19 protein-coding genes are annotated in these 26,080 nt (G+C 51.4%); 14 read left to right on the forward strand and 5 right to left on the reverse strand.

Going from position 1 to position 26,080, the window contains the following annotated elements:
* Positions 1-6 precede the first annotated feature (6 nt).
* From ruvC to EZJ44_RS03030, 8 genes are all read left to right on the forward strand, one after another.
* Complete coding sequence (gene ruvC, locus EZJ44_RS02995; protein WP_131279969.1) at positions 7-636, forward strand: crossover junction endodeoxyribonuclease RuvC; 630 nt, start codon at positions 7-9, stop codon at positions 634-636.
* 77 nt (positions 637-713) lie between these two features.
* Positions 714-1,301 carry a Holliday junction branch migration protein RuvA gene (ruvA, locus tag EZJ44_RS03000; protein WP_131279971.1) on the forward strand — a complete coding sequence of 196 codons (588 nt, stop codon included), beginning with the start codon at positions 714-716 and terminating at the stop codon, positions 1,299-1,301.
* 2 nt (positions 1,302-1,303) lie between these two features.
* Positions 1,304-2,320 carry a Holliday junction branch migration DNA helicase RuvB gene (gene ruvB, locus EZJ44_RS03005; RefSeq protein ID WP_241658563.1) on the forward strand — a complete coding sequence of 339 codons (1,017 nt, stop codon included), beginning with the start codon at positions 1,304-1,306 and terminating at the stop codon, positions 2,318-2,320.
* 58 nt (positions 2,321-2,378) lie between these two features.
* Entirely contained in the window at positions 2,379-2,765 is a 387-nt protein-coding gene (locus tag EZJ44_RS03010; protein ID WP_131279975.1) for a preprotein translocase subunit YajC, read from the forward strand.
* 81 nt (positions 2,766-2,846) lie between these two features.
* Positions 2,847-4,775 (forward strand): protein translocase subunit SecD, encoded by a 1,929-nt coding sequence (gene secD, locus EZJ44_RS03015; protein WP_131279977.1) that lies wholly within the window; start codon positions 2,847-2,849, stop codon positions 4,773-4,775.
* Positions 4,775-5,896, forward strand: a complete 1,122-nt coding sequence (gene secF / locus EZJ44_RS03020) for a protein translocase subunit SecF (protein WP_131279979.1) — start codon at positions 4,775-4,777, stop codon at positions 5,894-5,896. The genes secD and secF overlap by 1 nt, the downstream gene beginning before the upstream one ends.
* Entirely contained in the window at positions 5,896-6,444 is a 549-nt protein-coding gene (locus EZJ44_RS03025) for an adenine phosphoribosyltransferase (protein WP_131279981.1), read from the forward strand. The genes secF and EZJ44_RS03025 overlap by 1 nt, the downstream gene beginning before the upstream one ends.
* A gap of 178 nt (positions 6,445-6,622) precedes the next feature.
* Positions 6,623-8,929 (forward strand): RelA/SpoT family protein, encoded by a 2,307-nt coding sequence (locus tag EZJ44_RS03030; protein ID WP_241658564.1) that lies wholly within the window; start codon positions 6,623-6,625, stop codon positions 8,927-8,929.
* Here EZJ44_RS03030 and EZJ44_RS03035 read toward each other — a convergent pair.
* Entirely contained in the window at positions 8,886-9,485 is a 600-nt protein-coding gene (locus tag EZJ44_RS03035; RefSeq protein ID WP_131279983.1) for a hypothetical protein, read from the reverse strand. The genes EZJ44_RS03030 and EZJ44_RS03035 overlap by 44 nt on opposite strands.
* 146 nt (positions 9,486-9,631) lie before the next feature.
* Entirely contained in the window at positions 9,632-10,975 is a 1,344-nt protein-coding gene (locus EZJ44_RS03040; protein WP_131279985.1) for a DUF349 domain-containing protein, read from the reverse strand.
* 124 nt (positions 10,976-11,099) lie between these two features.
* Here EZJ44_RS03040 and EZJ44_RS03045 point away from each other — a divergent pair, with 124 nt between their 5' ends.
* From EZJ44_RS03045 to EZJ44_RS03060, 4 genes are all read left to right on the forward strand, one after another.
* The gene (locus tag EZJ44_RS03045) at positions 11,100-11,822 is read left to right on the forward strand and encodes an MBL fold metallo-hydrolase (RefSeq protein ID WP_131279986.1); all 723 of its coding nucleotides are present in this window, start codon (positions 11,100-11,102) and stop codon (positions 11,820-11,822) included.
* 174 nt (positions 11,823-11,996) lie between these two features.
* The gene (hisS, locus tag EZJ44_RS03050; RefSeq protein WP_131279987.1) at positions 11,997-13,334 is read left to right on the forward strand and encodes a histidine--tRNA ligase; all 1,338 of its coding nucleotides are present in this window, start codon (positions 11,997-11,999) and stop codon (positions 13,332-13,334) included.
* On the forward strand, positions 13,334-15,100 hold the full coding sequence (locus tag EZJ44_RS03055; protein WP_131279988.1) for a dynamin family protein: 1,767 nt from the start codon (positions 13,334-13,336) through the stop codon (positions 15,098-15,100). Before hisS ends, EZJ44_RS03055 begins: the two co-directional genes overlap by 1 nt.
* A 3-nt stretch (positions 15,101-15,103) precedes the next feature.
* Complete coding sequence (locus EZJ44_RS03060; RefSeq protein WP_131279989.1) at positions 15,104-16,771, forward strand: GTPase; 1,668 nt, start codon at positions 15,104-15,106, stop codon at positions 16,769-16,771.
* Between the two features lie 100 nt (positions 16,772-16,871).
* Here EZJ44_RS03060 and EZJ44_RS03065 read toward each other — a convergent pair whose 3' ends face one another.
* Positions 16,872-18,842 carry a DEAD/DEAH box helicase gene (locus tag EZJ44_RS03065; RefSeq protein WP_241658565.1) on the reverse strand — a complete coding sequence of 657 codons (1,971 nt, stop codon included), beginning with the start codon at positions 18,840-18,842 and terminating at the stop codon, positions 16,872-16,874.
* Between the two features lie 240 nt (positions 18,843-19,082).
* On the reverse strand, positions 19,083-20,564 hold the full coding sequence (locus EZJ44_RS03070) for an MFS transporter (RefSeq protein ID WP_131279990.1): 1,482 nt from the start codon (positions 20,562-20,564) through the stop codon (positions 19,083-19,085).
* Positions 20,565-20,760: 196 nt separating this feature from the next.
* Here EZJ44_RS03070 and aspS point away from each other — a divergent pair, with 196 nt between their 5' ends.
* Together aspS and EZJ44_RS03080 are read left to right on the forward strand one after the other, a co-directional pair.
* Positions 20,761-22,554 (forward strand): aspartate--tRNA ligase, encoded by a 1,794-nt coding sequence (aspS, locus tag EZJ44_RS03075; RefSeq protein WP_131279991.1) that lies wholly within the window; start codon positions 20,761-20,763, stop codon positions 22,552-22,554.
* 87 nt (positions 22,555-22,641) lie between these two features.
* Positions 22,642-23,475, forward strand: coding sequence for a GNAT family N-acetyltransferase (locus tag EZJ44_RS03080; protein ID WP_131279992.1), 834 nt, complete (start codon positions 22,642-22,644; stop codon positions 23,473-23,475).
* 64 nt (positions 23,476-23,539) lie between these two features.
* Here the strand turns inward: EZJ44_RS03080 and EZJ44_RS03085 are convergent, their stop codons facing one another.
* Positions 23,540-25,930, reverse strand: a complete 2,391-nt coding sequence (locus EZJ44_RS03085; RefSeq protein WP_165496092.1) for an MMPL family transporter — start codon at positions 25,928-25,930, stop codon at positions 23,540-23,542.
* Positions 25,931-26,080 lie beyond the last annotated feature (150 nt).

Consider the following 26,080-nt stretch of genomic DNA (forward strand, 5'->3'; position numbering starts at 1 on the left):
TTCTCATTGCGTATTCTAGGTGTGGATCCGGGTCTGACTCGATGCGGCTTGGGCGTCATTGATGCTCGGGGTGGGCGTCAAGTGAAGCTCATTGACGTGGACGTGGCCCGATCCGCACCAGAATTGCCTCCTCACCAGCGATTATTGCTGATTTCGAACAAACTCGAAGAAACGCTCGCAATATTTCGTCCCGACGTCGTCGCTATTGAACGTGTGTTTGCTCAAGAAAACGTGAGGTCAGTGACGAGTACAGCGCAGGTTGCGGGAATTGTTATGCTCGCTGCTGCGCGCAGGGGATTGCCCATCGCCTTCCATACACCTTCCGAGGTGAAAGCTGCGGTAACCGGCAGCGGGCGTGCTGAAAAAGCGCAGGTACAGGCAATGGTGCAAAGAATATTGCGGCTGGATGAACTCCCGCGGCCCAAAGATGCGGCCGATGCGTTAGCGATTGCAATTTGTCACGCATGGCGGGGCGGGGCAATGGATTTTCAAGATACAGATCGGGCTCAGCACGGCGGCGCAGGAATGTTGCCGCGCGCCGAAGGAGCCGATCTTACGCCGGCGCAAAAAATGTGGGCGCAGGCACAACGTTTGCAGGCGCGTCACGGCGCCGTTGCGCCAAAAGACAAACAATAACGGTGGTGATTTGTGCCGCGTATTTTCGTAACAATACGGTACTCTGTTTATGAAACGTTTGTTCGAAAGGTGAAATAGTGATTGCTTCCTTGCGTGGAACTGTGCTCTCCATGACCATCTCAACCGTCGTCATTGACGTGGGCGGGGTAGGGATGCTGGTTTACGCTACGCCCAGCACACTATCGTCGCTACGTATCGGTGCAGAGGCGACCCTATTCACGTCTCTCGTTGTCAAGGAAGATTCGCTCACGCTTTTTGGTTTTATGGACGACGACGAACGCGCGGTTTTCGAGGTGCTCAACGGGGTTTCGGGTATAGGCCCACGCACCGCTCTGGTAGTGCTGAGTGTGCATAGCCCTGATGATCTGCGCCGTGCGGTACAAAATAAAGATGAAGCAGCGCTCACTCGTGTTTCTGGCATCGGTAAAAAGGGTGCTCAGCGGATGATTCTCGAGATTGGTGACAAGCTCGGCCCAAGTCGCACGGTGATGAGTGAACCTGCGCAATCGAATGCCTCACCAGATGTTTTGGAGGCTCTGGTGAATCTCGGTTGGCAAGAAAAGGATGCGAGCAGCGCAATCGAAGAAGCGAAAGCGGTCAGCCCTGATGCTACCGTCGCGCAACTGCTGCGTAGTGCATTACAAATTTTGGGAAGTCGGCGATAACAGTGAGCCAGTGGGATATTACCAATTTAGATGCCAGTGATACTGAACGTGCCCAAGAAGCAGCGCTACGCCCGAAACGGCTGGTGGAATTCGTGGGGCAAGAAGTCGTGCGAAATCAGCTCTCGCTCGTTTTAGATGCAGCAATTGCCCGTGGAAACGCTCCTGATCACGTGTTGCTTTCTGGGCCTCCAGGGCTAGGAAAGACTACTTTGGCAATGATTATTGCCGCCGAAGTCAACGGATCTTTGCGGCTGACATCTGGCCCAGCAATTCAGCATCCTGGTGATTTAGCTGCAGTATTATCCTCGCTTCAAGAAGGTGACGTGCTCTTCATCGACGAGATTCATCGTTTGGCACGCACCGCTGAGGAAATGCTGTACTTGGCAATGGAAGATTTCCGAGTTGATGTGATGGTTGGCAAAGGTCCAGGTGCTACATCAATTCCGCTGCCATTGCCGTCATTTACCGTGGTTGGTGCAACCACTCGAGCAGGTTTGTTGCCTGCACCTTTGCGCGATCGATTTGGTTTTACGGCTCATCTTGATTACTACCAAAATTCAGAATTAGCGCAAATAGTTTCTGCTAATGCGATCAAACTGGATGCTGTTTTGAACGACGACGCAGCCCAAGAAATTGCCTCACGCTCACGCGGCACGCCGCGTATTGCGAACCGGTTGTTGCGCCGCGTGCAAGATTGGGCGCAAGTGCGTGGAAACGGCATTCTCGATTTGGAGGCGGCGCGAGCGGCTCTCGACGTATTTGAAGTTGATGCCCGCGGTCTTGATCGTCTTGATCGTTCAATGCTCGAAGCAGTGTGTTTACGTTTTAATGGCGGACCAGTTGGGCTAACCACTTTAGCTGTTTCTGTAGGGGAGGAACCCGAGACTGTGGAGACGGTTGCCGAGCCATACTTGGTGCGTGAGGGCTTCTTGGTGCGCACACCGCGAGGACGAATGGCGACGGCGTTGGCATGGAAACATTTGGGACTGATACCACCAGAAGAAACACTTTTTAGTTGATGGAAAAAACGAGTAAAGTGATCAATGATAATTTTGAACATTCTACGGAGACACATCTATGCCAGGAATTGAAATCTTAATCTTGCTTGTGATCATGGTCGGATTTATCTGGTTCATGAACGCAGGTGCCAAGAAAGCACAGCGTGCTCAGCTGGAACAGCGCGACAAAGCTATCGCAGTGGGAAACAATGTTGTGACCACATCGGGATTCTTTGGGCGCATCGTTGATATAGATGGTGACGCCGTAACGCTTGAGTCGCCCAGTGGCGACGAGACGGTTTGGCTCAGAACGTCAATTATGGCGGAAATGAATATACCGGTTGCAGAAATTAGCGAAGAAGATGCAGCGCTCATTGACGAATCAGCTGAGGAAATGCCTGCGGATAACGACGCAGTTATTGAAAAGCCAGTGGCTGATACTCCGGTGGAACGCACTGATAACTGAAAATTCTGACAAAACTAAAAGATTTCCATCAGAACAAATCTGAACAAGAGAAAAGACAATTTCGTGTCGAAAAATAGAGTAATGGAGAGGCAGACATCGCGTAACAAGCGACTGTTGGTGCTTTTCGTATTAATGATTGCCCTCATTGGTTCACTTTTTGCGGGCACACTTAAGGGAACGCAATCGCGGTTCACGCCTTCCTTGGCACTTGACCTCGAAGGTGGAACCCAGATCATTTTGACCCCAGTGGCAACAGATGGCTCGGAAGTTACCGAATCTGATGTGTCTCAGGCAATCGAAATTATTCGCCAGCGTGTGGATGCGTCGGGTGTTGCAGAAGCAGAAATCAGTGCTCAGGGCGGAAAAAATATCGTGGTTGCTTTGCCAGGAAACCCGAGCAAGGAAACCTTAGATTTGGTTCGTACATCTGCAGTTTTGCGCTTGCGTCCGGTGCTCTCGGTCATGGCGCCAAAGGCTTTAACTGCAGATGATATCGCGAAAATGAAACAAGCGCAGGCCAATGGTGGTGCTGCGAATGGGCAAGCTGCTCCGGCTCCTGAAACTCCTGCTCCCAATTTGACTCCTGAACAGCTTGAACAAGAGATTGTTGCCTTAGCTGATTCCAATAAGGATGGAAAAATTGAGGATGCTCCACAAAGCACTCCGAAAGACTATTCGGATGATCTTTGGGTAACTGAAAAGGCGCTCTACGATGCTTTCAAGCTTGAATGTGGCTCAGAAGATGCTCGTTTGCGTGCTACAGCTGACGATCCCAAAAAGGCTTCGGTAGCTTGTTCCATAACTGGCGAGCAAAAGTACATTCTTGGTCCGGCAGAAATTGAAGGCACGAACTTGACGAAGGCATCGTCGTCGATGGCTACCGATCAAAAGGGTACTCCAACTGGTGGTTGGGCTGTGAACATGCAGTTCGATTCGGCGGGCGCTAAAGCTTTTGCGGACGTAACAGGGCGCATCTACCAAATGCAGTCGCCAAAGAACCAGTTCGCTATCGTGCTTGACGGTCAGGTACTTTCTGCTCCAGTTCCGAATGGTCCGATTTCTGGTGGACAGGCGCAAATCACAGGGCATTTCAAAGCCGACGAAGCTGCGGCATTGGCTAACCAGCTCAACTTTGGTTCTTTGCCTTTGAACTTCAATGTGCAATCTGAGGAACAGATTTCGGCAACACTCGGTGCCGAGCAGCTCCAAGCAGGTCTGATTGCTGGCTTTATTGGTTTGTTGCTGATCGTTTTGTATATGCTTTGGCAATACCACGGTCTGGGCATTATTGCTGTTGCGTCTATTGTTCTCTCGACAGGTTTGTCCTATCTCGTCATTTGCGCGTTGTCGTGGGGCATGGGATACCGGTTGTCTATGGCAGGCGTGCTCGGTGTGATTATTTCGATTGGCGTCACAGCCGATTCCTTCATCGTGTACTTCGAACGTATTCGAGATGAAATTCGCGATGGACGCAATATCCACTCTGCAATTGAATACGGCTGGGATCGCGCCAAGCGCACGATCATTATTTCCGACTGTGTGAACCTAATTGCGTCGGTTGTGCTTTACATTCTTACCGTTGGCTCGGTGCGAGGTTTCGCATTCACACTTGGAATCACCACGCTGCTCGATCTGATCGTCGTCATGATGTTCACCTATCCGTTGATGCTACTCGTGATTCGAACGGCATTCTTTGGAAAGGGCAAGCGTTTCTCTGGTCTGGACATTGAGCGTTTGCGCCATGTTCCGCTATATCGTGGACGCGGCAATTTCGGCGCGAATTCCAAAGCGACGGCGTCTTCCGATGAGGTGGCTCTGGCTCAGGCTACGGGGGAAAGCGAGTTGACGCCGTCGGCAGTTGAGACTGAGGAAGCCCCTATAAAACTACCTGCCGGAAAACCAGGTGAAACGCTGGCTGAACGCCGCGCTCGAGAACGGCGAGAAAAGAAGAAAGCGCAGGCTCAAGAAATGAGCGATACCAATAGCGCATCGGAAGGGGAGGAGAACTGATGTCTGTTTACTCCATTGGTAATGATCTTTACTCCGGTCGCAAATCCTTCAACGTTATTGGTTTGCGCAAAATCTGGTTCGGTATCATCATTTTGGCTATTTTGGCGTCGATTACATCGGTGTTCGTAAAGGAGCCAAATCTTGGAATTGAGTTCCGAGGCGGATCGCAGTTCACAGTGTCGAATACGAAAATTGATTCGCACGACGGCGCTTACAAGGTAATCGCTCAAGTTGGTAAAGACGACGCTCCGCGCGTTTCTTCGTTGGGGTCGAATTCGATTCGTGTTCAGACCACCTCTTTGGACGATCAATCGACACAGAAGGTCAAAGAAGAACTAGCGAAGGCTTATCAAGTTCCGGAAAAGGAAGTAACTTCTACGTTCATTGGTCCATCGTGGGGCAAGGATATCATGGACAAGGCTATCCGAGCCATGATCGTGTTCTTGGTTGCCGTATCGATCGTGTTGATTGCGTACTTCCGTTCATGGACTATCGCGGTTGGCGCTATCGGAGCACTACTTCATGATTTCGTTGTCACATTGGGTATCTATTGGATTCTTGGTTTGGAGATTACTCCGGCCACTATCATCGGTATTCTCACGATTTTGGGCTATTCGCTTTACGATACCGTTGTGGTGTTCGATAAGGTGCGTGAAAACACCCTTGAACTGCGCAAGCAACGCAAGATTACCTATGAAGAGTCAGCAAACTTGGCTATCAACCAGACTTTGATCCGTTCGATCAACACTTCGATTACCGGACTTTTGCCGGTTATGGCAGTGCTGTTCATTGGTGTTGGTATTTTCGGTGCTGAAACACTCCGTGATCTCGCATTGGTGATGTTCGTTGGAATGTTGCTCTCGACTCTTTCGTCGATCTTCATCGCTGCGCCATTGGCTGTTGCTTTGGCTTTGCGCAACGACGATATTGCTGCCCATACCCGTAGCGTATTGGCATCGCGAGGTGAGCTTGGACATGAAACGTCTAAGGATTTGGAATCAGTAGACGGAGCATCGGAAGAATCGGATATGATTACTGGTGCGCATTTGGACGACCGCGTGGCCGGGCAACACAAAGGCAATTCTGCTCAGCCGAAAAAGCGAAAGAAGAGGAATCGATGATGGGTGAGAACCTGATTTTTCCCAAGGACACTGTTGAACTCGTTGAATCACACGTGCGTGAAGTGAGTGATTTTCCCGCTCCAGGTGTTCTTTTCCGAGACATCACTCCTCTGATTGCCGATGCACATGCATTCGGACAGTTGATTGAAATTCTTGCTGATCGTTACCGCGGCAAGGTTGATGCGGTTGCTGGTCTTGAATCGAGAGGTTTTATCCTCGGCGCTCCATTGGCGGTTGCCATGGGCGTTGGAATGCTGACGATTCGTAAGGCAGGCCGATTGCCTGGACCAGTAGTTGGAGTGGACTACGATCTTGAATACGGTTCGGCTCGCATGGAGTTGCAACCATTCACAGTCGAAGACGGAATGCGCGTGCTCGTAATTGACGACGTGTTGGCAACTGGCGGTACTGCTGCTGCCGCATTTGATCTCATCGAACAAGCAGGTGGCGTTCCAGCTGCGTTGTGTGTTCTGCTCGAGCTAACTGACTTGGGCGGACGTGAACGACTGGGTGAAAAGATTCCAATCGAATCAGTTCTTAGTTACTGAAAATACAGAGCACGGGCAGGGGACTGCCCGTGCTCTGTATTTAGGCAGGTGATCTCTTGGGAGTATTCGGCCTTTATGCCAGTGATTGTATTGCCGATGAGTCAATGCCGGAGTCTTGGTTGATGAAACTCTTAAGTTTGAAATTTTATTCGGGGAGAAATTCCCGTAAAATCACAGCATGGTAGGTGGAAATATGTCGGAGAATCACGGGGGATCGCGATTTCGATCCAAGTATTCATGGTTGAGTAAGCGCGAATCAATCGTGATTCCTGATGCCCTGTCCGATATTTTTGAAGCCATTTCTGATCGATCGCTAAACTCTGAACGCATTATTCATGCTTATGAGGTCGCAAAACACTGCCATGAAGGCCAAAAGCGCAAATCGGGCGAACCTTATATCACTCATCCCATTGCGGTTTGCGAAATCCTTGCCGAGCTAGGAATGGACGAGGACACCCTCGTCGCAGCGCTCCTTCACGATACCGTTGAGGATACCGGTTATACGCTCAAAGAAGTCACAAAAGAATTTGGCGAAACAGTAGCATTGCTTGTTGACGGAGTGACGAAGCTCGACAAAGTGGAATTTGGCGAGGCGGCCCAAGCCGAGACTGTGCGAAAAATGGTCGTGGCTATGGCTAAAGACATTCGTGTATTGCTCATTAAATTGGGAGATCGCCTCCACAATGCTCGCACGTGGGGCTATGTTGAGTCCTCATCGGCAGCCAAGAAAGCTCGCGAGACTTTGGAGATCTACGCGCCTCTTGCACATCGGCTTGGCATGAACTCCATTAAATGGGAACTGGAAGATCTTTCATTTAAGACTCTCTACCCAGCGGTATATTCGGAAATCGAGCGCATGGTGGTAGATCGTAGTCCAGAACGAGTCGCCTATATTGAAAATATTAAGAAAGCACTGGAATCGGAGCTGGCACGTGCAAAGGTCGAGTGTACAATCTCTGGTAGGCCGAAGCACTACTATTCGATTTATCAGAAAATGATCTTGCGCGGGCGCGATTTTGAAGATATTTATGATCTCATCGGTGTGCGTGTGCTCGTCAATGAAGTGCAGGACTGCTACACAGCTTTGGGCGTTGCGAACTCTATTTTTACCCCGATTCAGGGGCGTATTAAGGATTATATTGCCAGCCCTAAATTTAACTTCTATCAATCAATCCACACCTCGGTGATCGGGCCGAATGGCAAAACTGTAGAGATTCAGATTCGCACCTACGATATGCACCGACGCGCCGAGTTTGGCGTCGCTGCGCACTGGCGTTACAAAGAGAATCCCAACAAGAAGAGCGGAAACGTTGAAACTAGCGCTGAAGACACTCAGCTTGAATGGCTTCGTCAGCTGGTGGATTGGCAGCGCGACACAGCTGATCCTGCGGAGTTCCTCGATTCGCTCCGTTATGAGATGTCCGGGCATCAAGTATATGTGTTCACGCCCAAGGGTGAAGTAATGGAGCTGGCAGCGGGAGCGACGCCGGTCGATTTCGCTTATGCTGTTCACACCGAAGTCGGGCACAAAACAGTTGGTGCGAAAGTCAATGATCGTCTCGTGACTCTTGACCATCGGCTTGAATCTGGCGATACGGTTGAGATCATCACGGCTAAGTCTGATGACGCTGGTCCATCACAAGGATGGATGGATTTCGTTGCCACTCCACGTGCCCGTGCGAAGATCAAATCGTGGTTCACTCGAAACCGCCGCGATGAAGCGATAGAGATTGGCAAAGAGAAGCTTGCTAAAACGATTCGTCGGAAGAACGAGCCTGTTCAGCGTCTGATGTCCCATGAGACGTTAAAGGCTGTGGCGCAAGATTTCTCGCGAACTGATGTTTCGGATCTGTATTCGGCAATTGGTGAAGGATCGATTTCTGCTGAAACAGTGGTGCGCCGAATTATTTCCTCGCAAGGTGGCCAAGCCGGCGTCGAAGAGACGATGTCGGAAGCTGTAACGCCTACGCGTATCCAACACCGCCGCGAGGGTAACGCCTCGTCTGCCGTCGTCGTATCGAATCTTGACGACGTCGATGTGCTCGTCAAGCTTGCAAAGTGCTGTACGCCAGTGCCTCCGGACGCCATCGTTGGTTTCGTGACGCGTGGAAAAGGGATTTCTGTTCATCGTGCCGACTGCCCGAATGTGGACTCCTTGCGCCGTGAGCCTGATCGCTTTATTGATATTGCTTGGGACGGCACGCCAGAAGGCATATTCCTTGTGCAAGTGCAGATCGAAGCTCTCGATAGGAAAGGCCTGTTGGCTGACATCACGAAGGCTTTGAGTGAGCACGATATTAATATGATTTCTGGATCAATTAATACCTCAAGTGAGCGACTCGCTCGGTCGAATTTCATTTTTGAGATCTCTGATCCACGCCATCTTGATCGGGTGCTGAAGGAACTGCGCAAGATTGAGGGTGTTTACGACGCCTATCGTGTTACGGCGTCGAAGAAGGATGCACACCGGCGGGTCTTGCCATAAGCGATGTGTCGCTGTGGTTGGGGCGATTATAGGAGAATATGTCGCTTGGGAGCTGGGAGAGTACCGCTTGCACCCGTTTCTTGCCTGCCACTGAACGGATGCGTTCAAGGCAATCGAGCATTCGTTCGTAACGAGCGCCTGCGCGTAGAAGTGAAGGTAAATACCCGATTCCCGACTCTAAGTCTTCAAGAAGGAGATCAACGGCAGTTCGATCGCAGTCTGTGACGAACACATTGCCTAACTTGAGAATATTGTGGGATTGAATCCTGCGGCGTGGGCCAGTGTTGCGATATTTCGAGTCTAAACGTACGGTACGAGGGCCACGCACGAGAGTAACAGGAGCAATGCCAGTATGTATCCACAGCGCCGAGCGTGCGCTGAGGATATCTCCTTCGTGAGTGATGGACTGATGCGCATAAGCGCGCAATGTTGGAGTGATGCAATAATTTAGATCTGCAAAGATTCCAGGTAAAAGCTCAAGATATTGATCGTCGCTGAGTCGACATTCATTGAGCTGTGCTAGGTTTTTGGCTTCGATAAGCGGGAATGTGATCATGAAGCAGGTATATCAAAATCCGCCATTGGCTTGGGGGTGGTTTCCACAGCTGTGGAAACCACCCCCAAGCCCGACTTCGGTGGGTTGGTGAACAGGGAAAATGCCCTGTTCGCCAACCCACCATATAAATATCTAGTTAGCTCTAGTTAGTCGTCAAGCACGGCTTTGAGCCACTCTTTGCGAGCTTTCAATGCCTCTTCGTACTCTTTAACCTTCTTCGCATCACCCTCAGCTTGTGCCTGGGCAAGTTGGGCTTCTAACTCCGTGATGAGCTGCTGAAGCTGCTGAGCCATGCCTGAGGTGCGCTCTTCCTTATCAGGATCAGTCTTTGCCCATTGCTCATTTTCAGCATCGCGAATGATTCGCTCGATTTCGCGCAGTCGGCCTTCGGTTCGGGCAACGTCAGCGCGAGGAACTCTGCCAATAGCATCCCACTGCTCGCCAATCGCACGCAACTGCTCCTTGGCGCTGGCGATATCATCTACTGGCAGGATATTCTCAGCTTGCTCAAGAAGAGCGAGCTTCTTTTCGAGGTTCGAACCAAACTCTTCGTCAAGCGCAGCATTATGCGAATTGCGTGCGTCGAAGAATACCTGCTGTGCTGCTCGGAACTGCTCCCAGAGTCGATCGTCGTCTTTGCGAGTGGAACGGCCTGCTCGCTTCCATTGATCCATGAGATTGCGGTATTGTGCAGCGGTTTCATTCCAATCAGTTGAGGTCTGAAGCGCCTGAGCCTGCGCAATAAGCGCTTCTTTCGTGCGGATTGTCTCCTTGTGCTGTGCCTCTAGATCCGAGAAATGCTGCCGACGATGCCGGTCGAACTGCGTACGAGCTGCAGAAAAACGCTTCCACAATTCATCTTCAGTGGCGCGGTCGAGACGTGCACCGTGGCGCTGTGCATTCTTCCACTGGTCAAGCAGTTGATTGAGCTCATCACGCGAATTGCGCCAGTGCGTTTTCGCTGGATCCTGAGCTGCGATTGCTTCTACACGCTCGACAATTGTGGTGCGGTCAGCAAGAGCCTTAGCCTTAGCTTCTTCACGTTCAACCGCAACTTGTGCTGCGCGCTCGTCAATCTTCGTCTCGAGAACCTTCACACGGTTGCGAAGTTCCTCTACGTCGCCAACAACAGCAGGCTCAACTAGCTGTTCGTTGAGTGACTTAAGCGACTTGCGAGCCTCTTCCGGTGAAATCTTGGAAACGCGTGACTCTAATAGTACAACCTGCGCTTTAATATCGAGGTAGCGACGTACATACAGACCAAGAGCATCAGTTTCAGTACCACCAGCAGCGTATTGTCCAACAATACGTTCTGGCTCCGATCCTGCCGAACGCAACCAAACGTTGCCTTCATCGTCTACACGTCCCCACTTGGCTGCTGCTGCGGCATCGGCGTCGTCAATATGAGGCACCGGCAACGCAACTTTGGCTTCTGCGCGTGGCAGTGGAACGGGAATCTTTGGACGGGCATTTTCTGTGGATTCGGTCATCTTTGATGCTCCTTTGAGGACGGGGTAGGCGGGTGCCACACCGTGCGCGTAATATTCACATAATATTGTACGCAGATTTTCGTGTAAATGCAGTAAACCATGCATATCAGGTACGGTTATATTTATGATCATCTTGCGATATAGCCAAACCTTCCTCGAAGCCAATACTTATATCTTGGCGAACGAGGAGAAAAAAGTTGCATTAGTAGTGGATACTGGGGCAGGTTCTTGCCAATGGATCAAGGAAACTTTGGCAGAACACGGTCTGAAACTTGGGGCAGTCTTGCTCACGCACGGACATGCTGATCACGTGTGGGACGTGTCTGGTGTTGTTGAGGACGAACAGGTTTATGTTCCTGAACCAGACCTATACCGGCTCGGTAATCCACTAGAGCACCTGGGGATGCCGCAATTCGCTATCGCGTTTGGGCGAATGGGCATTGATGAGTGGCGCGTGCCGAGTAATCTCCAGGCCTTGCCCGGGCAATTCTATGAAGATTCGGTGGAGATCGTGCCTGGCATCATTTTGCGTGCCATTGCGACGCCGGGGCATACGGAAGGATCATCGGTGTTTCTTTTCGCAGGACGCGCCATTGCTGCTGGGCCGCACAGTATTGGAGATACCGGCCGGGACGAGCAATTCATGCTTTCGGGAGATGTTATCTTCAACAACGGAATTGGACGCACCGACCTACCCGGTGGCGACGATCAGAAAATGGCCGCGTCTTTGCGCTTCTTGGTGCAGGTAATAAAGCCAGAAACAATTATCTTCCCGGGTCACGGCCCGCAAACTACCATGTTCCATGAAACACGTCATTCGCAGTATCTTCATGCGGCGATGAGTTAACCGGCGATGGGTTAAGTTAATGGATTTTGGTAGGCGAATTGGCCGACCACGTGGAAAAGTAGATTCGTCTCAATGCACCGAAATAGCCATCTAGGTGAGCAGATACGTATAATACGTACAAAGCGTAATAGGGCAAATTCCGCGAATCGTATCGAGAAGTGAAATAATAGAATCATGGCAAAAATTGCACCTTTATCAGGTTTCCCAGAGTGGCTTCCAGCTGGTCGTATCGTTGAGCAAGAAGTTCTTGACACACTGCGCTCTACTTTCGAGTTGCATGGCTTTTCAGGCATCGAAACGCGCGCGGTGGAACCCGTCTCGCAACTTTTGAGCAAGGGCGAAACATCAAAAGAAATCTATCTTCTCAACCGCTTGCAGGCTGCAGGGGATGAGAAAAGCGATCGTGACGCTCAACTTGGTCTCCATTTCGATCTCACTGTGCCGCTCTCACGTTATGTTCTTGAACATGCCGGACACCTCGATTTCCCATTCCGCCGCTACCAGATTCAGAAGGTATGGCGAGGGGAGCGCCCGCAAGACGGTCGCTTCCGTGAATTTGTGCAAGCCGACGTAGACGTGGTGGGTCAAGACACCCTAGCTTTCCATCACGAAATTGAATTGCCGCTGGTCATGGTCGATGCTTTGAGCAAATTGCCGATTCCACGCGTGATTATCAAAGCTTCGAACCGCAAGCTTGCGCAAGGTTTCTACGAGGCAATCGGTATCGAAGACGTCGAAGAAACTCTCCGTATTCTCGATAAACTGGATAAAGTCGGCCCAGATGTGGTGATTGATTTGCTCGCCGAACGCGTTGGCGCCTCGGAAGCACAAGCCAAACTCGCGCTCAAACTGGCAGATATCCGCGGTACAAATGGCGGATTTGCTGATGAAGTTTTGGCCTTAGGTCACACCAGTGCATTGCTTGAAGCAGGACTCGAAGAGCTGGTGAATTTGGTTGATGGTGCTAATGAGCTGATGCCAGGGGCAATCGAAGCTGATCTGAAGATTGCGCGCGGTCTTGATTACTACACCGGTTCCGTCTACGAATCAGTGCTGGTGGGTCACGAAGACTTGGGCTCGGTCTGTTCTGGTGGACGCTATGATTCCTTGGCCAGCGATGGCAAGCGTGTATTCCCTGGTGTTGGACTTTCGATTGGTGTTTCGCGCATTTTGGCTCGCGTGATTGGTCGCGACGTCGTGGTACCGAGCCGCAAGGTTCCCACTGCAGTTCTGATCGCAGTGAACGACGAAAGCGAACGGCGTCATGCTGAAAAGACGGCGATGGCCTTGCGTTCGCGTGGAATTTCGACGGAGGTTTCACCAAATTCTGCCAAATTCGGCAAGCAGATCAAATATGCTGATAAGCGTGGTATTCCGTTCGTTTGGTTTACCACCGACGACGGTGAACAAGTCAAGGACATCCGTTCGGGTGAGCAAGTTAGCGCTGATCCGCACGCTTGGATGCCGGCAGTGGAAGATCTACAGCCGAGATTGCTCAATCCGGAGAATTAATGGTGAATGTAGCTGTACCAGACAATTCCGGCAATCCGGTTTTTAGTGTGTTGCGTGAACTGCGCAGCACACTGGATTTGGTACATTTTCCGATCCATCTTTCGCATAGCGCTTTGGCTGCTGAGGTGCAATCTGACCTTTGTCAGCAACTAGATGACTACGTTCTACCTCGCTTTGAATCGCTTGACGCTCCGCTACTCGCAGTCGTGGGTGGTTCTACCGGTGCCGGAAAATCGACGTTCGTCAATTCGCTGGTTGGCGAGAATCTGACCCACGCATCTGCGCTTCGTCCTACCACGCGCATTCCGACTCTCATCTGCCATCCGCAGGATCGTACTTGGTTTGAAACTGATCGTATTTTGCCGAGTCTGGCTCGTGTTACTGGTTCGGACGCAGATGGCGCTACTCAACACGATTTTGTTCAGACACACAGTGAGACGGCGGGAACCGAAATCGCTCTCAAAACGTCACCTCAGATACCGCGCGGTTTAGCGATCATCGATTCGCCAGATATCGATTCCTTGGTCAAAGAAAATCGAGTGCTTGCGGCGCAGCTGATGGCAGCCGCTGATCTGTGGATTTTCGTGACCACCGCACATCGCTATGCCGACGCAATTCCGTGGGCGATGCTCGACGACGCTGCCCAACGAGATCTCGTTATTGGCGTTTTGCTTAACCGAGTTCCGATTGGCGTAGGTATTGAAGTTCGCGCCGATCTTGTGCGCAAACTCAAAGAACACGATTTGGAACACGCGCCGTTGTTCGTGGTGTCAGAAACAGATCTTGGCGCTAATGCTCGGTTGCCTGAAGCTGATGTTGACGCCATCCGCGGATGGATTTGGGGGATTGCTCGGGATAGTTCCAGCCGTTCGCTGGTTGCCAAGCAAACGCTTATGGGCGTGGTGAAGGCGATGATCGGCAAACTGGAGCATATTGAGTCTTCGTATGCGGAACAAGTCAAGTATCGCACTCAATATGACGCCGAATTGACGAAAGCCTTTAACGACGCACATAGCGCGATTGCCGCTCGGTTATCGGATGGAAGCTTGCTTAAAGGCGAAGTGCTACGCAGTTGGCAAGATCTCATTGGCACAAGCCAGTGGGCGCGTAAACTCGAATCCCAAGTATCGCTTGTGCGAGATAGGCTGACGAGTATTTTTACTGCGCGCAAACCGCACGTCAATACGGTTGAAGAGGCCGTTGGAGAAATGACCTTCGCAATGGTTGTGGCACAGTCACAGCTAGTAGTGACTAATACACTTCGACTATGGCAAAGTCGTGAGGAACTGGCACAGATTGTGCCGCAGGTGCGTTCACAGTTGCGTACCGAGGCGAAGCGTGAACAAGCAGCCCAAGAGTTAGTTCATGATTGGCATAGGTCTTTGATCGATATGATTCGCACGCATGGCGATTCAAAGAAAGCAATGGCGAGAATTGCTGCATTTGGTATCAACGCTGTGGGCGTGGCGCTCATTATCGTGGTGTTTGCTTCAACTGGTGGTCTTGTTGGCGGTGAAATCGCTATTGCTGGAGGCACAGCGATAGTGGCACAACGCGTTTTAGAGGCAATTTTTGGCGACGACGCCGTGCGCCGGATGGCTCGGGAGGCTCGCGTTGACTTTGAACAGCGTTTGGAACAGTTCTTGGCAACCGACCGTGAGGTATTTGAACGAAATTTGGAGTCATTGCAGATTAATGAAGAACTTTTACGCCAGCTTAAGTGCCGATCAGCTGATTTACGTGCAGCATTAGCGGACGGGCGATGAGCAATGGGTATCTCGTTTGCTGAAGCAATCACTAATCTGGAAGAAATCTCGCGCCTTGCTAAGAATCGAATTGATCCAGACCTTTTGAATAAAATTGACGAATTTTTGGCATACAGTTCGCAGCGGCGTCAGCACGGGGTGGATCATACTGTGGTGGCATTTGCAGGGGGAACAGGCGCAGGAAAGTCTTCACTGTTTAATTCGGTGGTGGGATCTGAGATTGCGCAGGTAGCACCAACTCGACCAACGACATCTGAGGCGCAAGCTGTTTGTAGTGCGCCGGCTACCGAAATGCTCGATTGGCTTGATGTACAGCGTCGACATATCGAACCAAAGCTCACGCAAACCTTAGAACTGAGCTCGCAGAACACACGAGCCTCAGTCATCATGTTAGACCTTCCTGATATCGACTCAACGAATAATCGCAACCGGGCGATAGCTCGGCGTCTTTCCGAAAAGGTTGATGTGCTGATTTGGGTGCTTGACCCGCAAAAATATGCCGATGCCATTGTGCATGACGATTACCTTGCCCATATGCGACATCATGCTGAGGTAACGATTGTTGTGCTCAACCAAGCAGATACTCTTCCAGAAGAGATTCAAGCGGCGGTGCTTGCTGACGCACAAAAACTTTTGAAAACTCACGGTATTGACATTCCAGTTCTGGCAACGTCGGCAATCTCAGGGATGGGGATTTCTCAACTGCGTGCGCGAATTTCAAGCATAGTCTCGAGGCGCAACGCAGCTTATGTTCACTTGTGTGCACAGTTAAAAAACATTGCCCAGGATCTCACAACCGAAACCAATATTGGGGAGCTGGAAAGCCTAGCGCGAAGGGAACCGTCCCCTGATGACGAGCTCACAGGTGCATTGTTAGGTGCGATCGGTGGGAAGCATATCGCCAAAATGGTTTATGACTCGGCGATTTATCGAGGCAAGAACCGCACGACGTCATTAGTTACTAGGTGGCTATGGCGTGCGAAAATTGATCCGCTTAAGAGATACCGGGTTGATAGCGAAACCACGAACAAAACGAGCAAAGAGAATCCAAGCAAGAGCTTAGGGGAGTTCGTGACGATAACGGACCTTATCGGCGTCGATCCTGCCTATGAAGCTCGTTATGAAATTCTCCTTGACCGCGTTCTTGACCGTTATATTAATCAAATGCCAAAGCTATGGGCGCATGATGTAAAACAGCGCAATCGCCCACGCGCGATGGCACTATTGAGTACCGTGGCGCGTGCATTGCACAATATCTCCTTACCGATTCGTAGGATTCCGCTATGGTGGAGAGCGATCAACGTTTTGCAATGGCTTTGTGCTGCTAGCGCCGTCATCGGCGGCCTGTGGTTGCTATTTCTGAATTTCGGTTACTTGGTTCAGATACAACTTGTTTCCCCTCCAGCCGTGAATATCGGGGGAGTTGTTGCTATCGGTCTGCCGCTGATACTTATTCTCGGCGCAATACTCGGATCTTTGCTGATATCTGGTGTAGGCGGCATGGCAAATCGTTGGCGTGCGCGTCGATTGCAAAGAGCTGTGATGCGCGATCTTAAGCGGAGTATTTCCAAGGAATTAGCTGCTGAACTTTTTGCTCCTTTGACGGCCGATATGCGTGACTATGTGCAATACGTGCGCCTTGTTGAATCCTTGCAGAACGTTAAAGCTTGAGGCTGAGCATACAATTACTCCCTGAAAGCAGGAGCTAGATTAAGCTCGCCTTTCAGGGAGTAATTTATTCAGTCGTTATCGTCACGCAGAGTGGCACATTTTACCAGCGGTCGCTGTCTCGGGAGGGACGGCGCGCGCCGCGATCTGCGAAGCGATCATTGAAGCGTCCGCCGCGTCGTTCGGAGCGCCCACCAAAGCCGCGATCAGCGCGATCGTCATGGCGGAATCCACGGCTGGCACGGCGATCAGTGCCGTGGTCTCCACGTGCCGAGGACTTTAACTTGCGGCGATCATCGCCAAATTTGCGATCAGCGCGGTACTTGCGGAACTCTGGATCGTCGTCATTAAAACCGCCGGCAGGGCGATGACCAGGACCACGATCTTCGGAAATATTCAATGTACGACCCGCAACGCGTGCTCGACCGATTCTCCGACGTGTACTTTCGTCCAGCTCATGCTGTAGCTCAACCAGCGAGAAGGAAGGGAAGATGTCAATCTTGCCCAATTGTGAACCGGCAATTCCGCCTTCACCAGTGATCGCACCTACGATGTGACCAGGTGAAACGCCGTCGCGACGGCCAACTTCGATACGATACGTTGTGCCTGTGCCTTCGAAAGTTGGTTTGCGTGATTCACGACGTCGTTCACCGCGTTCACCGCGCTCGCCACGCTCACGACCAGCACGAGAACCGCGTTCGCGGCCGCCGTCGTCAAACTTTGCCGTGAGGAACTCGGGCTCGTCATTGGCTTGTGGACCTGGATCGCGTACAGCTAGCGCGAGGAGCGCCAAAACCAAATCCTCGGTAGACAGTGGTGATTCGGATTCGCCTTGAGCTTCTTTAAAAGTTGCGAGGACTTCATCATAAACATGGAGGCGCCCTACTCCGAAGCGCTCAATTGCCTGGTCAATCACCCGTTGTGCACGCAGTGAGGAAACTTGGGCTGGAGTTGGAAGATCAACTTCAGTCATGCGCGCGCCGGTAACTTTCTCGATACGGCGCAAACGAGTGCGTTCTTTGGGAGTAACGAAAGTTAGCGCAGTGCCTTCACGACCAGCGCGACCAGTGCGTCCGATGCGGTGCACGTAGGTGTCGATTTCACGTGGTACGTCGAAATTGACCACAAGACCAATACGCTCAACATCCAAACCGCGCGCTGCGACGTCGGTGGCTACGAGTACATCAATGGTGCCAGAGCGCAGACGCTCGACGAGCTTTTCGCGGTCTTTTTGCTGTACGTCGCCCGAAAGCGCAGCGGTCATGACGCCGCGCGCTGTGAGCTCGAGGGAAAGTTCCTCAGCCGTGGCGCGGGTACGCACGAATACGAGCGCAGCATCGGCGTTGGTGGTAGCCAACACGCGTGCTAATGCGCCGATCTTGTGACGCATCGGTACCACTGCAAAAGTCTGGGTGATGGTGTCAACCGTTGAAGCTTGCCGTGAGACTGTCACTTCGACTGGATCTTTGAGATGAGTTTGGGCAACGTTGCGGATCGTTGCGGGCATGGTTGCAGAGAACAGTGCAGAAATACGTTCTTCTGGAAGACCCGCGGCGATAGTTTCAACGTCTTCAGCGAAGCCCATTCGTAGCATTTCGTCTGCTTCGTCAAGCACGAAATAACGAACCGTTTCGAGTTTAAGCGCGCCGCGCTCAATGAGATCCATAACGCGGCCAGGCGTGCCCACGACAACCTGTGCACCATTTTTTAGCGCACCGAGTTGTGGACCATAGGAAGTGCCACCGTAAACGGCGACGACGTCTAAGCCGCCGGTTTTGGAGGCAAAAGTTTCGATGGCTTCTGCGCCTTGCATTGCCAATTCGCGCGTTGGCGCGAGCACAAGAGCTTGTACTTCGCGTACGTCAGGATCGACGTGACCGAGCATTGGGAGGGCAAAAGCAGCAGTTTTTCCTGTACCGGTTTGCGCCACGCCTACGACGTCGCGCCCTTCTACCAAGTGTGGAATTGCTTGCTGTTGAATAGCTGTTGGGACTTCGTATCCCATTTCGGTGATTGCCTGCAAAATGGTTTCAGGCAGATTGAGGTCAGCAAAAGTTACGGAATTATCCGACATTAAACTACGTCCAAACGTTGTTGATTCTTCGGGCCTTGGCGGAATTGAGGTCCAAACTCTCCACCTTGCCGAAAAATACACACATATACACACGCAGTCGGCAAAGGCCATGCGCCACTTCTTGACGCTCTTCAAGCATATAAGGTTCAGATCTCGATTCGCGATAAACGCCGCGGTGAGATGGGGCACGTTGAGCTTGTTCGTGCCGCAAAAATCGTTCTAAAAAGCCTTAAATGCCTGCTAGTATGTGCAATCTGCTGATTCGTTCTCACCGGCAGTGATCCGCCTTACCAGCACCAGCGCCACAATAAGAACTGCGCAAGAGAAGCCGATCACCCACGTGAATGCATGATGCTCGAAGCTGCGCGTCACGGAGAACAAAATACCAGCATACGCGATGAGCATTGCTGATCCGAGCGTGTCGGATATTTGTAGGGCTGACGACGTCTTGCCGTGCAATTTCCGCTCGGTCAATGCGAGAGCGTGTACCGTCATTGCCGGGTAGGAAATTCCTAATCCAGTGCTGGCAATGAGCCAGCCGATGAATACAGTTTCGCCTGGCAGACTCGGGAATGCTCCCAAAACTGTCAAAAGCATGCCGCCAAGCTGCATCAGTGTGCCGATCAGCGGGAACTTCGCACGTATGCGTGCATTAGTGACGCGTCCTTGCCACCACGATCCGGCAGCCCAGGTGATTGAGCCAACGGTCATGACGAATCCGGCAGACGTAGGGGAGAAGGAATGCACCTCTTTGAGGAGCAAGGGCAGAAAAAGCTCCACCGTAATATAAGTTCCGTTGATAAGACCACGGAAAAATATCGATGCAGGCAGGCCGCGTTTGCCGCTCAGTGTACCTGCCGGAAGGAGCGGCCTCATGAAAGCGAAGCACGCTACGGAGCTGAGAGCGATAAGTATATAGGTAATGGGCGTAAAATGGCCTCGTTGCGTGCCTGAAAGAATCTGCAAACAAGCTACCGAGATCCCCGCAGCGAGCGCGAAAAACAATAGCCGATGCAGGCTCCCAACTTTGACTGGTTCAGCCAAAGGCGGGAACTGTTTGATTTTTGAATACCCAAAAGGAGCAGCAATTACAATCAGCACTGGCGTAATGCCAAATACCCAGCGCCAGTGGAGATAATCGACGAAAATTCCAGCGATAACAGGGCCGATCAGGGAAGGAAGAATCCACGCTGCAGCAAAAGATGCAAACACTGCAGGTTGTTTTTGCTTGGGAATATAACCGCTTACCATCACATAGAGCGGCACGATCAGAAGCCCTGACCCCAGACCTTGAATCGCCCGTCCAACAACCAATATCGCTGTGTTTGTGGCGAAAGTCGTAATTACCAAGCCGGCAACAAATAAGATAATTCCCGTATAGAGAACTTTCTTCGGACCTTGGGCATCGCACCAAACGCCCGCAATCGCCGTCGTCACTACCTGTGCAGCGAGAGCGATTCCTGAAGCGAGGGCGTAGTAGCGAATTCCGCCGAGATCTGCGACAACGTATGGCATCGCCGTCGCCACCGCAATTACCTCAAAAGCTACAAGCGAGATGAGCGAAACGGCAATAATGCGCAACCACAACTCTAAATTTTCACCGAGCGGCGTTGTGCGTATGCGAGGGCGCGCTTTAAGACGACGTCGTGGGCGCGTTTCGGAGCGCTGAGTCGGTTGCGATTGTGGAACGGAATGCGGATCGGGTGCTTGAGGATTTGTCACACTACCATTGTCTTTATAAAAGTGAACGCTTCGCAAAGGCTACGGCTGTGACATATGGCTCGGCATGAGCGCGGCGTTGAAGTTTTGGCTTGGATCGGGCGCGCGGTAGAGTTATTGACGTGCACGTTTCCCGTCTCGTCACGTGCTGTAGCCCGCTCGTCTCGCGGGTGATTCCAACAACTGAAAAGAGGTCGCTGTGCTGCGCACACGAATGGCAGGTTCCCTGCGTAAAGAAGACATTGGATCTACCGTAACGCTCACTGGTTGGGTTGATCGACGCCGAGATCACGGCGGAATTGCTTTCATCGACTTGCGTGATGCTTCTGGAATCGCGCAGATTACGATTCGTGCAGAGGTAGCTCACGAGCTGCGCTCGGAGTACGTTATTAAAGTTGTTGGCGTTGTGAACGAGCGACCTGAAGGTAATGCAAACGCGGCGCTTCCGACTGGCGATGTTGAAGTGGAAGCCTCGGAGATTGAGGTGCTCAACAGCGCTGCTCCCTTGCCTTTCCAGATTTCGGATCACGCTGAAGACGCCGGCTCAGTTAACGAAGAAACCCGCTTGAAGTACCGTTATCTTGATTTGCGTCGTTCCTATGAGCAGAACGCAATTCGCTTGCGCGCCAAGGTATCGCAAGCTGCACGTCGTATACTCGATGGTCACGATTTTGTGGAAATTGAAACTCCAACTCTTATCCGTTCCACACCTGAAGGAGCGCGTGACTTCATTGTTCCTGCCCGCTTGGCGCCTGGTTCATGGTACGCACTGCCGCAGTCTCCGCAGCTGTTTAAGCAGCTGTTGATGGTTGCAGGTATGGAGCGCTATTACCAAATTGCTCGTTGCTACCGTGACGAGGATTTCCGTGCAGATCGCCAGCCAGAGTTTACACAGCTCGACGTCGAGATGTCGTTTGTGGATCAAGACGACGTGATGGCGATTGCCGAAGATGTATTAAAGAATATTTGGTCGCTGATTGGCGTTGAGCTCACAACTCCTATTCCGCGGATGCCGTTCCGTGAAGCGATGGAGCGCTTCGGCTCAGATAAACCAGATCTTCGTTTCGGCTATGAACTCGTTGATCTCACCGAATACTTTGCAAATACGCCGTTTAGGGTGTTCCAAAATCCTTATGTTGGTGCAGTTGTTATGCCAGGTGGCGGGTCGCAGCCACGCCGCACCTTCGATAAGTGGCAAGAGTGGGCAAAGGCTCGCGGTGCGAAGGGCTTGGCTTATGTGACGATTGCTGAAGATGGTACCTTGGGCGGCCCAGTATCCAAGAATATTTCCGAAGAGGAGCGCGCAGGCCTTGCTGAGGCTACTGGTGCCAAGCCAGGAGACTGCATCTTCTTCGCTGCTGGTGAGCCAACTGCTTCCCGAGAGCTGCTCGGCGCTGCCCGCCTTGAGATTGGCAAGCGATGCAACCTCATCGATCCTGATGCTTGGGCTTTTGTGTGGGTTGTGGACGCGCCACTGTTTAAGCCTACTAAAGACGCCGAAGCTGAAGGTGACGTTGCAGTGGCAGGAGGCGCATGGACGGCAGTTCACCACGCCTTTACTTCGCCAAAGCCTGAGTGGATCGAAAACTTCGATACTGATCCTGGTAATGCACTTGCGTATGCCTACGATATCGTGTGTAACGGTAATGAAATTGGAGGCGGATCTATCCGTATTCATCGTCGTGACGTGCAAGAGCGCGTTTTCAAGGTGATGGGCTTGGATCAGGAAGCTGCACAAGAGAAATTCGGCTTCTTGCTTGATGCATTCAAGTACGGTGCGCCACCACACGGCGGAATCGCTTTTGGTTGGGATCGTATCGTTGCTTTGTTGACCAAGGCTCCTTCGATCCGCGACGTGATTGCTTTCCCGAAGATCGGAAACGGCTGGGATCCGATGACTGATGCTCCTGCGCCGATTACTGCCTTGCAGCGTAAAGAAGCAGGTATTGATGCTAAGCCAAAGCAGAAGGAAGCCTCAGAAACAGCGAAGTAAATTCGCATAAACTGAACTGACAAAGTAGGGCTTTCTAGCTTGGAATGCACTAGTGCATATCGGCTAGAAAGCCCTACTTACTGGCACATGGCACAAGAAAAGTTGTACAAGAAAACAGAGGAAAGAATGGATTTGCTCGGCGGTATTTCGAGTTTCTTTTGGCAGCATGAGATTGCGCCTTGGTTGGAATCGCAAAAAGACCGGATCGTGTTCTACGAAGGTGATGATCGCGCCGCGGTAGTAATTCTGCGCTCCTCAGATATGGCATATGCCGGCGTTGACTACGAAGGCAAGGCATTTGGACATCCTGATCGCGTTATCGAACTGCTTACCAGCCTTGATGATGCGGTGCTATCGAAGTGCGAGATCATGATGAATCGTGAGGTCTACGAGCATATGCCTCACGAGTTGCGCGAGCGTTGCGGAGCGCATTGGGGTCACGAGTGGGAGTTTTTCTTTGCCACGGAACCGATTCCTTCTGTGCAGGGCGACGACGCCGTCGTCGTTCTTCGCGCAGGTAGCCATGGTTTTCGCGAGCGTAGAGACGAAATCATGGAAGTTTTGCAAAAAGCAAATCCTATCTCGGAGGCAGTCGATGATATCGATACCCTCGATTGGTTCGTGATTCCGGGCGATAACGGCAGGCTAGCGTGTGTGATGGGAGCTAGTGAGCGTGGCGGCAAAATTCATTTTGCCGGTTTGGCTACCGATCCCGACTATCGGGGCAAAGGTTTTGCTAGTGCTGTGATGGTAGCGTCGGTAAATTATTGGCTCTCATTGGACAAAACGGTGTTTTTTGGCATGTGGGCGTGGAATCATAAAGCGCGGAAATTGTATCTTCGGCTCGGCATAACACCTGGTCCGCATCTAATTTTTTGCGGACCACAACCTTTCAAAGACTATTCCACTTACGCGAAATAATGCAGATGTGTCCTGCTGGCCGGAGGAGGTCGCAGGACACATTCGTATGCCTGCTGAATGGCGATTAATGGGTGATCTTGAACTTCTCGTAGAATGACCGCAAGAATCGTGGTGACCACCAATTCCACCGGCCCATGAGCGTCATAAAGGCAGGTACGAGTAGCATACGAACTAATGAAGCATCTACAAGCACGATAATTGCCAGCGCAACGCCGATTTGGCGAATCGGAAGCAACTCGCCAAAAATGAAGCCAACAAAAACAGCAATGATAATGACTGCTGCGGCTGTAATGATGCGGCCAGAGCGCTGCAAACCGCGCTCAACTGCGAGGTCGTTATCGTGTATCGAATCCCAGTATTCTTTTATTCGGGCGAGCAGGAATACTTCGTAATCCATTGCGAGTCCGAAGCCGAAAGCTACTGAACAAGCCACTACGAAAGTCTCTAGTCCTGCCGTTTTCGGTAATCCGAAGAGTCCATAATGAAACACCAGCACTGTTAGTCCGAGCCCGGCAATGAGCGACAATGAGTTGATGATTAATGCTTTGAGTGCTGCTACAACGGATCCCGTCATGAGGAATAGCAACAACAGCACTGCCACAACAATAACGAGTGCGGCGTAGGGTGCTCCAGCCATAATCGAACGGTTGAAGTCGTATTGGAGCGCTGCGCTGCCTCCGACTTTGAAGGAATAATCTGCTGTGAGTTCCCGTACTGCCATGACGGCCTGAGTTGCTTCATGTCCGACTTGATCGTTCGTATCCACATGGAAGGTAATGATCGTTTGGCTATCGTTGAGCTTTTCTGCTTGAGAAACTGAATCAATTCCGGCGATATTTTTGATATCTGCAATGAGTCCAGCGGTATTCTCAACGTTGGTGTCTGCAATTACCGTGCCTGTGGGCGTGCGCAAAGCTGGAAAATCGGAATTAATCGCGTCGAGTGCATATTTTGCACTAGTTTGCTGCGGAACATAGTCGGTGAAGTTCGAACGCATTTCAAAGTCTTGCAAGGGCAGAGTTGAGGCTACTAGGAGCGAAGTTACGCCAATCAATACTGGCCAAGGATGGCGATGTACCCACTGTGCGAGTCGAGAAAATATACCAGTTTCGGTGGTGGCATCACCAAAACGCTTCACCAACTTGTCGAAGAATGTGAAACGGGTGAGGACAGAGGGCTTGAGCATTCGCACACCGAGCACTTTGATCAGCGCTGGGACGAAAGTGACTGCCGTAAGCACTGCCAAAATTGTGACGATCATGCCGCCCATCGCAATCATTTTGAGCATTGGTGCTTTCATAACAAGCAGGCCAGCAATGGATACTGCAATTGTGAGTGCGGAGAAAAACACCGTGCGTCCGGCAGTTTTGACGATTGCTGTAACGGAGGAGTTAATGAGATCGCGAATGTCTGCCGGAACCTTTGAACCATCGGCGGGGTATCCAAGCTCTTGGAGTCGCCTTCCAATTTCTTCTCGATAACGCGAAACGACGAGCAATCCGTAATCGATCGACAGTGCCAGACCAATAATCGTCAAAATATTGAGGATAAATGAATCGACATTGGTGAAGAACGTGACGAACCACGTTAAACCAGATGCAATTCCAATTGATACGAGGGCCGCCGAGAGCGGCAGACCAGCTGCAATGACGCCGCCAAATACGATTACGAGGAACAATAGTGCCATAGGCAAACCGATAGTTTCGCCGCGGACTAGGTCTTTCGCGACTTGACCGAGAATGAGATTCTTGGCAATCTGATGCGAAATTGAATCAACCCGCACGTCAGGATGGGAAGCGGCAACTGCCGCTTTAAAGTCGCTTATCGCCTCATCTACTTGAGAGTGTGTGCTTTCGCTGGCATCTTTGTTCAGTTGTACAACAACCGCAAAGCTATTTTTCGATGTCAATGCCGAATCTGGCGCAGGTAACTTCGCAAATTGAGTGTCAACCTCTTGGGAAACTCGGGTACGAATTTGGCTTTCGAATTGCTTGCGCACGTCGCTGGCAACCTGTTGCTGTATTTGTTCGCGTTGAACTGGTGGCACAAGTGCGAGGCGGGAATTTTGAGATGCCAAGGCAGCATTTATGGCTTGGCTGATTTGAGGTTCTGCTTCAGAAATTGCTTTTTGAGTTGCAGATTCCTTTTGTTTTGCGAGTTCATTTTGTGCTTTATCGCGAACGGATATCGGATCATTAACTCCTCGTACGCCGTCAATGGAAGCGAGGGTGCGCCGTAAGGCGGCGAGATCGCTTTGAACGTCGTCGGCTTTGACGCCGGTGACAATAGACGTTACTGCTTCACTTTCGCCGGCGTCTTCTACTGCTCGCATCACCAGATCGGATTCCGAACCAGGCACCATCGACCTGCTTGATTCCATTCGTGAAAAGAGCGTACCTTGCCCGAAACCTGTGACGGCGGCGCTGAAGCCAAGTCCGAATAAGATGAGCCACACGATTATGACAAGCCTAGGACGTGCAGAAATAGATTTCCCTAACGCAGTGAACATAGCTTATTTTCCCAAATTTTGCCATCGTTTGTGTGACGCTAAGCTAACAGCTCATTTGGCGGACAAATGCTTGCATACTGGTCAAAAGATTAGATG

Source organism: Arcanobacterium bovis (assembly GCF_004331995.1).
GTDB lineage: Bacteria > Actinomycetota > Actinomycetes > Actinomycetales > Actinomycetaceae > Arcanobacterium_A > Arcanobacterium_A bovis.

Excerpts from the sequence above, each read along its gene's own strand:
- EZJ44_RS03055 (WP_131279988.1), top strand. The coding sequence starts at position 13,334 with ATGGTGAATGTAGCTGTACCAGACAATTCCGGCAATCCGGTTTTTAGT.
- EZJ44_RS03080 (WP_131279992.1), top strand. The coding sequence starts at position 22,642 with ATGGCACAAGAAAAGTTGTACAAGAAAACAGAGGAAAGAATGGATTTG.
- secF (WP_131279979.1), top strand. The coding sequence starts at position 4,775 with ATGTCTGTTTACTCCATTGGTAATGATCTTTACTCCGGTCGCAAATCC.
- EZJ44_RS03025 (WP_131279981.1), top strand. The coding sequence starts at position 5,896 with ATGGGTGAGAACCTGATTTTTCCCAAGGACACTGTTGAACTCGTTGAA.
- EZJ44_RS03010 (WP_131279975.1), top strand. The coding sequence starts at position 2,379 with ATGCCAGGAATTGAAATCTTAATCTTGCTTGTGATCATGGTCGGATTT.
- secD (WP_131279977.1), top strand. The coding sequence starts at position 2,847 with ATGGAGAGGCAGACATCGCGTAACAAGCGACTGTTGGTGCTTTTCGTA.
- EZJ44_RS03040 (WP_131279985.1), bottom strand. The coding sequence starts at position 10,975 with ATGACCGAATCCACAGAAAATGCCCGTCCAAAGATTCCCGTTCCACTG.
- EZJ44_RS03035 (WP_131279983.1), bottom strand. The coding sequence starts at position 9,485 with ATGATCACATTCCCGCTTATCGAAGCCAAAAACCTAGCACAGCTCAAT.
- EZJ44_RS03060 (WP_131279989.1), top strand. The coding sequence starts at position 15,104 with ATGGGTATCTCGTTTGCTGAAGCAATCACTAATCTGGAAGAAATCTCG.
- hisS (WP_131279987.1), top strand. The coding sequence starts at position 11,997 with ATGGCAAAAATTGCACCTTTATCAGGTTTCCCAGAGTGGCTTCCAGCT.
- EZJ44_RS03045 (WP_131279986.1), top strand. The coding sequence starts at position 11,100 with ATGATCATCTTGCGATATAGCCAAACCTTCCTCGAAGCCAATACTTAT.
- EZJ44_RS03065 (WP_241658565.1), bottom strand. The coding sequence starts at position 18,842 with ATGTCGGATAATTCCGTAACTTTTGCTGACCTCAATCTGCCTGAAACC.
- EZJ44_RS03030 (WP_241658564.1), top strand. The coding sequence starts at position 6,623 with ATGGTAGGTGGAAATATGTCGGAGAATCACGGGGGATCGCGATTTCGA.